13 protein-coding genes and 1 pseudogene are annotated in these 14,327 nt (G+C 31.6%); 7 read left to right on the plus strand and 7 right to left on the minus strand.

The window, feature by feature from the left end:
• Positions 1-357 precede the first annotated feature (357 nt).
• Together AO843_RS08785 and AO843_RS08790 are read left to right on the plus strand one after the other, a co-directional pair.
• Positions 358-1,353, plus strand: coding sequence for a tyrosine-type recombinase/integrase (locus tag AO843_RS08785; RefSeq protein ID WP_054610742.1), 996 nt, complete (start codon positions 358-360; stop codon positions 1,351-1,353).
• A gap of 53 nt (positions 1,354-1,406) precedes the next feature.
• A complete protein-coding gene (locus AO843_RS08790) occupies positions 1,407-1,814 on the plus strand; it encodes a hypothetical protein (RefSeq protein WP_054610743.1) in 408 nt (135 codons plus the stop codon).
• A 187-nt stretch (positions 1,815-2,001) separates the two neighbouring features.
• Here the strand turns inward: AO843_RS08790 and AO843_RS08795 are convergent, their stop codons facing one another.
• Positions 2,002-2,301, minus strand: a complete 300-nt coding sequence (locus tag AO843_RS08795; RefSeq protein ID WP_054610744.1) for a hypothetical protein — start codon at positions 2,299-2,301, stop codon at positions 2,002-2,004.
• A gap of 414 nt (positions 2,302-2,715) precedes the next feature.
• On the opposite strand from AO843_RS08795, the gene AO843_RS08805 reads away from it, so the two are divergent.
• Positions 2,716-3,069 (plus strand): helix-turn-helix domain-containing protein, encoded by a 354-nt coding sequence (locus AO843_RS08805; RefSeq protein ID WP_054610746.1) that lies wholly within the window; start codon positions 2,716-2,718, stop codon positions 3,067-3,069.
• 81 nt (positions 3,070-3,150) lie between these two features.
• On the opposite strand, the gene AO843_RS08810 is transcribed toward AO843_RS08805, so the two are convergent.
• Both AO843_RS08810 and AO843_RS08815 read right to left on the minus strand, forming a co-directional pair.
• Positions 3,151-3,489 carry a nucleotide pyrophosphohydrolase gene (locus AO843_RS08810; protein ID WP_054610747.1) on the minus strand — a complete coding sequence of 113 codons (339 nt, stop codon included), beginning with the start codon at positions 3,487-3,489 and terminating at the stop codon, positions 3,151-3,153.
• 1 nt (position 3,490) lies between these two features.
• The gene (locus AO843_RS08815; RefSeq protein ID WP_054610748.1) at positions 3,491-5,128 is read right to left on the minus strand and encodes a DUF2075 domain-containing protein; all 1,638 of its coding nucleotides are present in this window, start codon (positions 5,126-5,128) and stop codon (positions 3,491-3,493) included.
• Positions 5,129-5,610: 482 nt separating this feature from the next.
• Between AO843_RS08815 and AO843_RS24515 the strand changes: the two genes are divergently transcribed.
• Complete coding sequence (locus AO843_RS24515) at positions 5,611-5,769, plus strand: hypothetical protein (RefSeq protein WP_156313949.1); 159 nt, start codon at positions 5,611-5,613, stop codon at positions 5,767-5,769.
• 751 nt (positions 5,770-6,520) lie between these two features.
• Here AO843_RS24515 and AO843_RS08820 read toward each other — a convergent pair.
• On the minus strand, positions 6,521-7,564 hold the full coding sequence (locus AO843_RS08820) for a PIN domain-containing protein (RefSeq protein WP_054610749.1): 1,044 nt from the start codon (positions 7,562-7,564) through the stop codon (positions 6,521-6,523).
• Positions 7,565-7,956: 392 nt separating this feature from the next.
• Positions 7,957-9,317 (minus strand): annotated as a pseudogene (locus AO843_RS23975) (IS3 family transposase).
• A gap of 748 nt (positions 9,318-10,065) precedes the next feature.
• Here AO843_RS23975 and AO843_RS08835 point away from each other — a divergent pair.
• From AO843_RS08835 to AO843_RS08845, 3 genes are all read left to right on the plus strand, one after another.
• A complete protein-coding gene (locus AO843_RS08835; RefSeq protein ID WP_054610750.1) occupies positions 10,066-10,314 on the plus strand; it encodes a helix-turn-helix domain-containing protein in 249 nt (82 codons plus the stop codon).
• Positions 10,315-10,331: 17 nt separating this feature from the next.
• Entirely contained in the window at positions 10,332-11,450 is a 1,119-nt protein-coding gene (locus AO843_RS08840) for a tyrosine-type recombinase/integrase (protein ID WP_054610751.1), read from the plus strand.
• 143 nt (positions 11,451-11,593) lie between these two features.
• Entirely contained in the window at positions 11,594-12,757 is a 1,164-nt protein-coding gene (locus AO843_RS08845) for a tyrosine-type recombinase/integrase (RefSeq protein WP_054610752.1), read from the plus strand.
• Positions 12,758-13,112: 355 nt separating this feature from the next.
• Here the strand turns inward: AO843_RS08845 and AO843_RS08850 are convergent, their stop codons facing one another.
• Positions 13,113-13,382, minus strand: a complete 270-nt coding sequence (locus AO843_RS08850) for a hypothetical protein (protein WP_054610753.1) — start codon at positions 13,380-13,382, stop codon at positions 13,113-13,115.
• A gap of 241 nt (positions 13,383-13,623) precedes the next feature.
• A complete protein-coding gene (locus AO843_RS08855) occupies positions 13,624-14,172 on the minus strand; it encodes a hypothetical protein (RefSeq protein ID WP_054610754.1) in 549 nt (182 codons plus the stop codon).
• Positions 14,173-14,327: the final 155 nt, after the last annotated feature.

A 14,327-nucleotide genomic window follows, 5' to 3' on the forward strand; every position in this document is an offset into this window, starting at 1 on the left:
ATGTTTAACGTTAACTATGATCTTGAAAACTTTATGTCTGCGGACATTGACCTTGCTTTTCTTAAACTATTAGAAGCTAGCAGAATTGCTAGTATAAGCAAGCTTCACCCGCTTTATAAGCGTTAAGCATTCGTGCTTAAAGTTGTGAAAAATAGTACTTAACAATATTTTATGAGGATACCAACAATAAGTATGTTTATATAGCTCCATATAGACAGAACGTTATAAGAGTTAGAAAGTCTTATGATAAAGACCTTTCGTAAGTACCTTTTATATAAATCTCATAAAGATCTTAAAAATTTTATATAGGCGAAGTCTGCTCTTTTTTAAAATCGTAATAAAATATACTAGAAAGGATTGGTTATCATCGGAAATAGAGGATGGATTAAAACAGAAGTAGAACTGCGGAATGCAGCAGAAAAAAATGATGATTTAAGTAATAAAGGTGCGTACTTAAATTTAATGTTACAGTTAAATAAAGTAGCGCGACATGCAAAAGGGATAAGTGTAAATAAATCCTTACCACAGTATTATAGCCATATGGATCTATTTTGCCGCTTCTTGGCAGATAACTATAATTTAAAAACACTTGCTAACATACAAAACAAGCATCTCATAGAATACGTTATTGAACGTCAAAGTGAAGGAAAATCAGCTGCTACAGTTAAAAATGATTTAGCTGCTATACGTTATTTTCATGACCAAATCCCTCAAACTCGGTATTTACTAAGTAGTAACCAAGTATTGAGCGAAAAATATATCAATTTTAATCTAGAGAGAAGACGTTTCGGTGGGATTGATCGTCGCCCTACAAATTTAGAATATCAAGCATTTATTAGCCTTGCTAGGCAAACTAGAAACCCTAAAATAGCCTTTATAATTATTTTAGGTAAGGAATTGGGTTTACGTATCCATGAAGCGGTTAGATTGAGCCGTTCAGATGTAGAAAGAGCTTTCAGAGAGAGCTTTTTAACGGTTAAGGGAAAAGGGGGACTTATTCGCCAAGTGCCACTTAATGACGTAGCCATCACAACATTAGAAGCTGCTATACAAAACATTTCGCGTGGTCAAAAAATCTTTGTCCCACCTAGTCAAAATGCACATCAAGTAATTCAACGTGTTCAAGACTTCATTAAAAATAACCGGCAAAAAGTCATTGATCCATTAAATTCTCGACCAAAAGGGATTGAAATAACTATGCACAGCTTCAGGCACGCTTATGCAAAAGAGCAGTATGACTCATTTATCTTTCTAGGACATTCAGAAGATGCTGCTCGTTTAAAAGTTGCACAACTAATTGGACACAATCGAGATGATGTCACGAAAATTTATTTAGCAGAAACTCGTATCTAGAAATATACTTTCTTACCGCTACAATATTTAAAATATTAATAGGAGATGATTCCATGCAGGATGAATTGAAATCAGCAGAGGTTTTAGAATTAGAACAAAAAGTATTGTTACTCGAGAAAAAGCTTCAATCTGAAACGAAAAGGCTTAGAGAAGCCGTTGGAGCTTGGAGACGTAAATTTGAGGGAAGAGGTTTACGCAAGGACTCTATAAGAGAGGGCTATAATGCTGAAAGAGGGACACATTATAAAGTATTTGTCTTAGATTTACCGGGGAATTTAGAGATTGAGTTTGTATTGGATATTATTAAAAATGAAATGTTAGAAGACTTATATCCTTTTACTTTTAGAAAGGTTGATTTTTCACGCCGCTATAAAGGTTGGTTAATGGAAGTAGAAAGAACATTAAATAAACAAATGCAACTAGAAACAGAACTTTTAATGAAATACTATAGTCAAAATTAAAAAATTCGTTTTTTCCAGAAGTGAATTATATAAAACACAAAGAAAGGAGATTTCTACCTCTCTTTGTGTTTTAGAGTATTTAACCTTCAATAAGTTGATTTTCACCCCCAATATTGAAATACAATTATAACAAAAGCAGTTTTTTAGAAAATTTTACTTACAAAAAAACTGCACAATTAAATGCTATTTAAAAGGTTATATTTGTTATAGTCCCTTTTCCACGAATATATAATTCACTATTCTTAGCTTCTTTAATAGCTTTATTTACTAGTGATTCATATTGTTTAGTAGGTACACCCTCATATTCTAAATTTATCCCCACGTAAGGAACACGATAGCCTTTTGCTTCTACTAACGTACCTAGTTCTTTAAACAATTCAGATGTAATATCTTCATGTGCTAAATTTCGTGTAGCCGCTTCATCCTCTAAACTCTCTACAATTTTGTATACATCCATCGTGAGTTGACCTTTAAAGAGTACTTTCATCGTTTAACGACCTCCCTAGTATTTTTTCTCTGAGTACAATCCCATCTAAAAAGCCTTGCTTGTATATATCTTGAAATAATAAGTGTTGATAATTAAGAATTGATATCTGTATCGACTCAGAAATCTCTTTAACTTCTATTTCACTTATACCTGAAAGAGTTTTGGATAATTTCTGTTTAACATCTTTAACCATTTCATTTTGGTGATTCCTAAAAACTTTATTATGATAAAGCACATCAATCCTTTCATCTATTAATAAAATAAGTGCCGATTCAAAGTTTCCGATAACGTTCAACCCCATTCATTACTTATTATGTATATTTGCATTTTAAGTATAATTTATTTTCTATTGATTGTAAAATACAATAACTGTACGATTAATTAAACGATAAAAGTGGAGTTGAAATAACATATATGAATAACTTGCAAATAGGACAGTTAATACGTTCATTACGCAAAGAAAGTAATTTAAGTATGAGTGATTTTGCTCATAAATTAGATATTTCTCAAGCATCTATTTCACGGATAGAAAGCGGCATTCAGGAAGCGAATTATACACTGTTAGGTGAAATTTGCGAGCAATTTGGACTAACGCTTAGCTCATTCTTTTTGTTACTGGAAAACAAAGTTGATACAACTATTAAGATTCCACAAGATAAATTTCTACAAAGTGAGAATATAGATGATGAATTATTTAGTATCATTAAAAATTTATCAGAGGAACAAAAAAAGGGATTGTATGTACTATTACTTCCCTATATCAAATAAATTTCCATAAGAAAAACCTTAGTTTCTCGTATTCAAACGAAAACTAAGGTTTTTAAATTGCCTTTTAAATGTTTTATAAATTTATATCTCATTGTATTTAGTATTTTTTCCAGCAAACTTTTCAATTGGATATTTTTCATTATTTTTTTGAAGTTTATTATTTATTATTTTTACTAAGTCCAAATCCGTTTCATTCGCAAATAATATCGCATAAATCAAAACATCCGCTAGCTCCTCCTCCATCTTATCTAAATTCTTTTCAACTGCTTCCTCACTCGTTTTCCATTGAAATAGCTCTAATAATTCACTTGCTTCTAATGATAAGGAGAGTGCTAGATCCTTAGGATTATGGAATTGCTGCCAGTTACGTTGGTCTCGGAATTGCAAAATACTTTTACGTAGTTGTTCTAACTCACTCATACTATTCACCTACTTTTTGATATTCTAGAAGTTTATTGCGCAACGCTTCATCACTTGAATAAATGTACAGACCTTTAATTCCACGCTTCATCAAGATATTGATTGAGTTTAGGACGATTTTTTCCTTTGCTTCATTTACATTTTCAATTCCGTCCATACCTGTATATGCACCTTTATCCATATACTTACTCGTATCAATGCTGATTTCATCTTTAACAGCGTCATATTGAACAGATGGCCCAAGCACGACACCAACATAATTTAAATCAAAGCCCTGTATTGTATAAATTGATCCAGCCTCGTGAACGGTTTCTGCTTTTTCTGCCCATGTATATTTCGTACTTGTTGTATTCCATGGCAGTTGGTATTCACCATTGGATTCTTTCACGTAGTAGGTCCCACCATCTTTTTTATGTATGTAATCAAACGTTGATACAACACGACTTAAACCGTGCTGAGTATTTTGGGATTTAATTTCATCATGCATGTCCTTCAAAGATTCAAATACTTTAAATTCATAGTTTTTATCTTTAGGAAGCGGCAATAATTTTTTACGCTTGAATTCGTTTATCCAATTGATTACGTCATCATTTGCTTGCATGCGAAATTGATTTGTTAACTGGTATTCTTCGTGAAAAGTACTTAATTTCTTAAGTCCTTCTAGTGTTGCTGCTCCCCATAGACTCTTCAGTTTTAATACTTGATCTTGATCATAAATAATGACAACTACCTTTGCTAGCTTCAAAAACTCCTCTAAATGATTATTGCCGTGGAATCCATTATAAGTATCTGGCTTTGTTAGCAATAAATGTGCTTCATCTACGAAAATGATATCAGCCTTTTTTCCCTCTTTTTGCAATATATTAATAAGAGATGTAGGTTTTGCAAAGTTTTTTCCTTTTAAATGTTTCACTTGTTTTGCTATGTTTTTATATGTTTTAAACATTTCCTCATGGTTCACAGCTAAATAATTTTCTGTACGATATAAATTTGAAGATGCTTCTTCTACTCTTTCTTGAATCGTATTGAAAATAGAACTTAACACAACGCTTTTTCCAACGCCCGCTTCACCTTCAATGATTAATAGACTTCCATATTCGCTTGTGTTTTGAGTAACCCGTTTCTCGCAAAACTCGAGTACTTTATCTTTTAATTCAAGTTGTTCTAAAGATAAATCTTTGAAAGGAGATAATTTAAAAATATCTTTGTTTTCAATTACATGTAACACATTGTCAACAAGCTTTTGTTCATATAGTTTTTGCCAAAGTTCTTTAAATAGTTGTTGATCGTAATAAGTTTTATTGTAGTAGTTATGAGTAAAATCGTTAGCCGTCTTACTTTTATTTTGAAGCGTATATTTTTCATCACCAAGGAAATAGTTAATCAGTTTTGTCTCTAGATGAAAGGTTGCTGATCGATTAAAGTGTTCGTGCTTAATCAAATTTACTTGTTGAATATTTTTACGTGCTTTTAAATGAGCTTTCATACGATTTTTAAAATAAACCGTTTCACCAATATAAGCTTCTTTATTGCCATTCAAAACATAAATAACTGGATAATTTAAATACTGCTCTTTGTTGTTGATTTGATTGATGCTTTCTTGTATAAAAGGCCATGATAGTATTTCGATAGCTGTCATTTCTTTTCTCCTTATCACAATACTACGTATATATAATTTAACTAGTCATAATTTATGTTACTATTTTATCATAATTATCCCTTTTTACTTGTAATAGACTTCTGATCAAATAGAAGCTAATATTTTATCACCAATTACTACTAGGGGTTAACTTAGCGTACCTTACAGGTACATAAACACCCTATTCTCTATCTGCTGCTTTTAAATCCTTCAGGTATTACCTTCAGTTACTAGAACCCTCTATAATGGTGTTGAAATGTTTAATAACTGCAAATCTCAATGGTGGGAATACATCACCTATCACACTTTTTTATTTATGTGTAAAACCTGCAAAAAACCATTTGATGGGGAATTAAGTTAATTTCCGTGTTTTACGATTTGTTAATAAAAAATACTTATAATTTGATGGATAAATCATTTGCTGTTTATTTCCTATAAAAAAGATATAATACTAGTAAAGAAAGGCAAACGGAGGGATTTTTATGACAAGATTTTTAAAAACGTTAGAAGCCCGTATGAAAGAACCAGAGCTTAATCTGAATTTTTCAAAGACCGTTCAACCTAACAAAAAACTAATTAAGAAAAATGAAGCTGCCTACAACCAAGCAAAAGAAAATTTTTATTTGGTACGAGACAAATAAAATAAATTATTCCTTACCAATTCTAAATAGGTAAGGAATTTTTTTAATTCAGAAATAATATTTATTTAGAAGTTATTTTGAACATTTATAAGGAAGTATATCGAGATTTTCACAAGAGCCATCTTGTTCGTCCTATAAAGGTTTACTAGCAATTCATCTTAATTATGTTGATAATCTTCGGATAGTGAATCATTTTCAATATAAGGAGCGAAAGCATGAGCATATCATGTAATCTAAGCTCACTAAGGTCCTGATTTTTAATACTTATAAAGACACCTCTTTAAGAACTTTACTTAATTAATTGTATTATTACCTTTATAAGTTTGTAGTTTATGTTAGAGCTATTATGTGCAGGTCAATAAGCTTTACTGGGATTGTTATTGCAGTTGACGCGCTCTATTTACGGTAATTTTTCAATGGTATCCGGGATTAGTGATGATGGAGATACTTCGGATATCGATGAAATTTTAATTTATTCTCTTGTAATAGGAGGAGACTACAATTAGTATAAAAAAACACTACTCAAAGTTGAGTAGTGTCAGAGTGTCGACAAACTAAATTCGTAACAAAAAGTTATCATATGTCAGCATTTAATTTCAGTTTTCTATGTTCAAATGTTTTTCCGCCCCCAAAGGGTTTGGAAAATCAAAAATGAATTGTGCTTATAGCCGCCCAACTTAAAAATAATAGACAAAGTTGAGTATTGTTTCTTCTTTATTATAAAATACAACCAATATTCCGGAGAGCCTAATTAATAATAATCGTAGGGACTTGATATAAATATCATTTCATCATTATTGAACTTAGCGGTAATATCAGCATTTTCAGGAGCTTCTTCTCCTAATTTAATATTATCTATAAAAATCTCCACCGGGATTTCTTCTGAACCGTGATATATTTCATCTTTGTAATCCTTCCATAAAAAACCTTTTGTTTCACTGTCATACGGGGAACTTTCGACATCTAATACTGAACAATATGCAGTGTAGTCAAATTGAAGTACTAAACTTAATTTTGCATAATTGTCACCGATTTCTGTAATCAAAGGCTTATTTACAAAGGATAAGTCGCTAACATCTACTTCATTAACCTCTCCATCGATATCATCAAGTATAAAGGAATCAAAGAGGTCATCCTTTATGTTTTCCAAAATTTCATCTTCGTGTTCGTTAAATACCTGTATAACAAATTCATATCTTGCGTCTTCACTCGCAATAAGATTAAATAAGCTATCTAGTGAATCTAAATAAATTAGTTCTTTATTTTCCTCGCAATAATTTTTCATATCACTATCAGTACTAAGAATATAGCAAGCATCTTCCTTTTTCTGAAACCATTGCTTTAATGCACTTAATGTAAATGCATCCGGAATTTCTTCTTTTTTCTTAGAACTAAACGGTGGTAATTCTTCAAAATATCTTTTAAAAATATCATCTACATCTACATTATTTATCGGGATATTTTCTATATTGGTACTTTGTTTAAATTCGTCATACTGATTTTTTACTTCATTTAAAGCTATATTGACTGGTTTTCTTTCAGCAAAAATCGATTTAAATGGTGAAGTGTTTTTAAGTACATATGCTTCTTTAATAACACTATTTACAAACTGTCTTGTTTCTTCAATAGTTTTATCGATATTCGAAATTACTTCATTATCAATAATTGTTGTTGAGTATAATTGAATACGTCCTGCTGAAATTAAATCGTTTAACTTATTGAATTTAGAGCCTCCAAACTCGAAATTGTTTTTTATATAAATTGAAGTATCTAGAAACACATTTTTCAGTTTCATTTCTTACACCACCAAATATTATTTTTCTCTATATATTCTAATAATATATCATCTTTCTATAGATGAAGGGCATTTTTTCTTTAGAAATTATGGATTCTAAAATATATTTCCTCTGTTTTCTTATCTACATGGCCCAGTAGAAATGGTGGTATTATGGAGTTTTTACTTTGCAAAGGAATTTGCTTTTATATAGGTGAAGAAGAATTAATAACAACAGATGTTTATTTTTCAGAGGATTAAACCGTAGTAGCTTCTTTAACAATTGGGCTTTTTGAATCAGATGAGAATAAAGAACTCCAACAAAACCAGCTAATAATAACTTTGCTGTTATGCAACAATCGGGTGCTTTTCTTAAATTAAAGTGACCTCAAAAAGTTAGACATTATATTAGGTTAAGCTGCGGATTGGATTCGGTACTGTATCGGACTCAATCCTTTTAATTTTCCTTTGACACGTTTGTGATTGTAGTATTCGATATACACTTCAAGCTCACGCTTGAACTGAACCATACTCTCAAATTCTTGTATATATAATAACTCAGATTTTAATAAACCAAAAAAGTTCTCAATTACTGCATTATCTAAACAGTTGCCTTTACGAGACATGCTTTGGCTAATACCCTGCTGTTTTAAGGCGTAAGAGTAATGTTTCATTTGATAATGTCAACCTTAATCCGAATGTAAGACAGGGGCATCTCCTTCGGATAAGCATTTAAAAGCTTTGTCTAACATTTTCGAAACAAGTTCATATGTAGGGCGGCTTTGTATATTATAGGCGATAATTTCACCTATAAATAAGTCTAGTACAGGGGAAAGATATAACTTCTCGCCAAATAAATGAAATTCAGTTACGTCCGTTACCCACTTTTCATTTGGTTTTGTGGCACCGAAATCAAGTTTAAGAATGTTTGGCACAATTTTACCTACTTTGCCTTTATAAGAACGGTATTTTTTCATAAGTACAAGCGATTTTAAACCCAATTCTTTCATTAGCCGTTGAACGGTTTTATGATTGATCAGGAAGCCTTGATTACGCAATTCTAACGTTATTCGGCGATAACCATATCTTCCCTTATGGTCGTGAAAGATAGTAGAAATCATCGATTTCATTTCGGCATATTTATTAGGTTGGTCAAAGCGACTTGTCCAGTAATAATAAGTACTACGTTTTATGCCAGCTAAGTTTATTAACTCTTTTCGCTAAATTGATTCCTTAGTTCATAGACTACTTTCGCTTTTAATGTTTCCTATTCTTGAACTAAGGCATTCAACTTTTTTAGAATGGAATTCTTCATACGTAAACGCTCATTCTCTGCTTGTAACGCCTCTAAAGAACCTTCTTCGAAGATTCGATTCTTAGCTTTGTCCTTCTTCAACTTTGTATGCTCCTTTTTCTTAAGAATTAGGGAGTCTATACTTTCAGTTCCAAGACTAATTCGCCATTTTCTAATTGTACCTGGAGTAGGTAAATTAAAATGTAGTGCAGCCTCGAAAGAAGACAACCCATTCTCGTTCATATAATTGAGTATGTATAGTTTATTTTCAAAAGTATAACGTGTATAGCTCTTTTTAAGAGATTCTGTTTCATGGAAATAATATTTGTCAATCCAAAAATTAAGCATTTCAGTAGTAGTTAAATTGAGTAATTTAGCAATTGAAGTAAAGCTTTCATCACAGTTTTCAAAACGACTAATCGCATCTATTTTCTGTTCAAGAGTAATTCCTGCCCTGCCATAAAAAAGGCACTTCCAAATGTTAGAGTCGTGTTTAACATTTGGGGTGCAGATCACAACTCCATTGTATTCATATTCTTAACCAATTTAAGGATTGCTTTATTATCAGTCCCCATAGATTTAGCTATTTTATAGGAGCTTTCCGTTCCACTTAAGTAGCGCTCAACAGCTTGTAATTTATCTTCGGCAGTATATTTGACCATAAAAATAAACTGCACCTCCAATTGTTAGATATGTCTAACAATTAGGGAGCAGTTCAAATTTAACAGTAAACTAAGGTTTTTGTATTAAAACTGATAGATGAATTTAAATTCAGTACTACTTTGTACTTCATCTATTTACTCAATTTTTCAAAGTCTTATCGTATAATCGGTAAATAACAGACATAATTTTCTTGTCTATTTCACTAACAAATTCAACTACCTCGTTCTCAATATTTTCTACATTTTTTTCCATTGAAAACACCACCTCTTATAAAATATTAGGACTATTTATATTTCATCACAGTGATGTGCTGTTCCATTTTTAAAATAAAAATGAAAAAGCATTTCATAAATATGACCCCCTAATTCAAACTTTTTGCGCAATAGGAGGTCATTTGATAAATATTCAGTTCTGTTAAAACTAGGTTTTGTAAATCTTAGCATACTGTCTTTAATTTTTCAACTTCTATCAAAAGAAATAAAAGAAGAAATAAATAAAAATTACTCTTAAAAAAATAAAATCTGGCGGGTATATTGTTTAGACAAAAAGCAAAGGAGCCAACAAAATGACAGAACAAGAATTTAAACAATATCTAGAAGAGTTGAAAAATGAAATTATTACAGCTATTACTAAGCAAATATCCAAACCTGAGAAACAGTTACTAACTATTAGAGAAGCGGCTGAATATTTAGGAGTTTCGTATAACACCTTTCAAAAATTTAAATGTGAAGGGTTAAAAGTATTTGAAATCGATGGTACTAAACGAATCTATAAACACGAATTAGATAAATTTATAGAAAAAAATAGCTACTAGCAAACGGAGGAGTTATTATGGCAAAAATAAAAGCAATTAAATCATATAAGTTAGTATCAGGGGAAACAAGATATAAATTCAAGATTTATCTAGGAACCACTTCTACCGGTAAACGAATTGAAACTACTCGACGTGGTTTTAAAACAATAACAGCTGCAACAAATGAATATTTACGACTTAAAATAAAATTTAAAGAAGGCTATCGCCCTGAAAAAAAGACATTTAGTGATATTTATAATGAATGGTTATCAATTTATCGAAAATCCGTTAAACCTTCGACCTATCATAAAACAAAACAACTTTTTCATGATCATACCCTGCCTTGTTTAGGTCACATTAAAATTCAATCTATTACTTACAAACATTGCGAAAATGCAGCATACATTTGGTATGATCAATTAAAAAAACACAAAACAGTCGAACATTATGCAGCCAAAGTATTTGATTATGCGATGAAATTAGATGTTATTGAACGAAATCCCATGAAGGCAGTTACGACACCCATTAAAAAGCAAAAAGAATCCACCAAAGACTACTATAGCCGTGAAGAACTAATAGAGTTTTTAGAAGCTACTAAAAATGAAGATATAAAAAAATATGCATATTTACGGCTACTATGCTATACAGGTATTAGGCGTGGAGAAGGTTTTTCCTTACAATGGAGTGACATCAATTTTGATAAAAAGGAAATTACAATAAACAAAGCTGTTACCTATGATGAAAATGGGAAACTAATAATTTCTTCCACTAAAACATCTGATCATAGACTATTAAAGATTGATGATCGCACACTTGAAATTTTAAATGAGTGGAAAACAATTCAATCCGTTTTGCATTATAATTTAAGTACCTATAGCCTTGTATTTTCTGATAAGAAAAATAATATTACTTATCCATCTAAGGCTTGGGACTGGTGCAATAATATCCAAGAAAAATATAAACTCAAAAAGATTTCTCCCCATGATTTAAGACGTACACATGCAACAATATACTATATAAGTGGTGCAACACCATATGAAATAAAGAAAAGGTTAGGTCATAGCTTTAAAGATATTACTTCAGATGTTTATATTATCGAAACGGATGAAATCAAGACTAATGCATTTAAAAATTTTATTCAATATATGAACTATTAGAACAAGTTTTTTAGCTTGTTCTTTTATTTTTCTTTTCTATAAACTCTAATTTGTCTTTAAACGCTATAAATAATATGATAAATATGTAAGGTACTACTTACTTTACACTCTGTCTCCGTAAGCAGTACAGAGGAGGAATTATTTTGGCGAGAAATCCCCAAATTAAAGAGTACACATTAAAAGATGGCGAAAAGCGTTTTATGTTTAAGTTTTACCTTGGTACAGATTCATTAACTGGAAAGCCTTTAACTACTACTCGACGTGGTTTCAAATCACGTAAAGAAGCTCAAGATGCTATGAATCAGTTACAGCTCGAGGTATACAGTGGCACATATAAAAAACAACAATATGAAACGTATCAAGATATTTATAACATGTGGGTTGAGCAGTACGAAAACAGCGTTGAGGAAAGTACATTTGTAAAAACTATCGGTATCTTTAAAAATCACATTTTACCTGCTATGGGTACTTATAAAGTGGACAAGATTGATATTGCAACTTGCCAAAAGCATGTAAATCAGTGGGCTAAGAAGCTAAAGCGGTTTCGCATGGTTAAGTCCTATGCTGCCAAAGTTCTCGATTATGCGATTAAACATGGCTACATTGATAAAAATCCTTTTACATTGGTTGAGATGCCTAAGAAGCGAAAGCAAATCGTTTTAGATGACGCAGAATTTGAAAACTTTTACGAACGAGAACAATTAATAAAACTACTTCAGAGCTTTGAACAGCAAAATAATCTAATGGTTTATACAATATTTCATGTATTGAGCTATTCAGGTATGCGTAAAGGCGAGGTATTAGCACTGACGTGGAATGATATCAACTTTGAACGAAGTGAAATTCGTATTAACAAAGCGATTTCACGCGGTAAGGATTGTCAATTGTACCTGAAGACAACTAAAAATGGTGTAGTACGAACAATTAAAATGGATGAAACGTCAATGTCTTTACTATCAAAATGGAAGTTACAACAAAGTAAGATCTATTTAGAAAAAGGCATTAATACATCTAATAAAAAACAACTCGTATTTAGCAATAAACATAACCGCTTCATCCAACCTGTTCAAACGCAAAAGTGGCTCCATAAGGTAATTGATAAATACAAGCTTCAGCCTATTACTACACATGGTTTACGACATACCCATTGCTCATTATTATTTGAAGCGGGTGCAAGTATTAAAGAAGTACAGGAGAGGCTAGGACATACAGATGTAAAAACAACAATGGACATTTATACGCATGTGACCAAGAAAACCAAAGCTAGCACCATTGAAAAATTTGATGCATACATCAATTCACGCTAATTCTTTGACCCAATTTTGACCTAGTTTGACCCAAAAAATGACCCAAAAGCGTTTGATATTAGTTGAAAGTTTTTGAAATAAAAAAAGCGCCAAACCCTTGATATATCAAGGAATTTGACACTTTTTGAAACTATATTGTTTCCAATGTATGGAGACGGCGGGAGTCGAACCCGCGTCCCTTATTCGTTATTGCATCGCTATAACATCCGCATTGTTGTATCGTTGACTGTACCGTCATTTGAAACGGTGATATAAACGTACTGGCGGACAAATATCCGTTCAATGGTCGTACACTGCATAGTCGACCTTCTTACGAATCATCTTACGTTACTTTACATCGGAAGTAAAGCCGATTTCATCCAAAAATTAAAACGGTATTACGATAATATAAATCTACTGCATCATTGATCGCCTGCTCTAACGTTGCTCTTTCTTCGTCAATCCTCCGCATTATGTATGAAATAACTTCATATTCTTTCCGATTATATTTCTTAAAGGTCCCTAATCCTCCGAAACCTGGTACTACTTTCGCCATCGCATCTGCTAACGCTTTAGGACGTTTGTTTTTCAAAGATACTCCAAGCATAGTCGCTAAATCTGTTGGTCTTATTGTACGTTCAAACATCGTCAATCACTCTCCTTACGTACCGAGTATAACGCCCTTAAAATAGCATGAGAATAGGCTTTCTCGACTTTTTATACGTTAATGTAAAATGGTATTTACTTCACTTTTATTTTGGGCTATTATTTATGTAACATTTGAAAAAACGAGTTACGAGCGTAGGGGATTCCTGCGCTTATTTTTTTGACGCAAAACTGACGCAATAAACGAACATCGACATATAAAAATCCAAATATTGCAAGTACTACTTTTGACGATTATTATTATGCAACGTATTTAATAACTTATTTTCAAATTCAGATAATGAATCAGATGAGATTTGAAGGTTTGTATTAATAATTTTTGAATTTAATTTACATTTTTCAGTAAACTTATTTTTGAAATCCTTATAAATGACAACCATCTCACCCACTAGCGTTATATTTTCATATTCTCTAGGTTTATTTAAAGTAAACATGAACGACTGTCCTGGAGCGATGAAAACTCCACTTAAAGAATTTAAAAATTCTATCAATAATTCTTCTTCTGTGATATCTTCCGAAAATTTAATAGATTCAATTGTTGCCCCTGTGTTGCCGTAGTTTTTTATCATAAGCAACTTTTCGGTACGGTATCCAACATTTCCCATCACGGATGCTACTACATAAGGTCGATTTGCTTCATCTATCGATCTTTTGGTAACCTTTAATGATCTAACAGCAATTACAACTGATATTACAGAGATTGTGAAAGTCGCTAATGTTGTTAAAACAGCAATTCTTTGGTCAACTGTTAAATAGTTAATAAAATCCAATTAAACCCCTCTTTTCCTTCGTGCTTCAAACTAGTTTTATTTTAGCATTTTATTAACTGACTCTTAATATTAAAACCGATAAAGTTTACATCATTTTCTCTTTCCTAACCCCCAAATGAAAAAAAAGTTGCGTGTAAATAGCGAACACCAGATGA

Origin of the sequence: Lysinibacillus sp. ZYM-1 (assembly GCF_001308875.1) — a bacterium.
Taxonomy (GTDB): domain Bacteria; phylum Bacillota; class Bacilli; order Bacillales_A; family Planococcaceae; genus Lysinibacillus.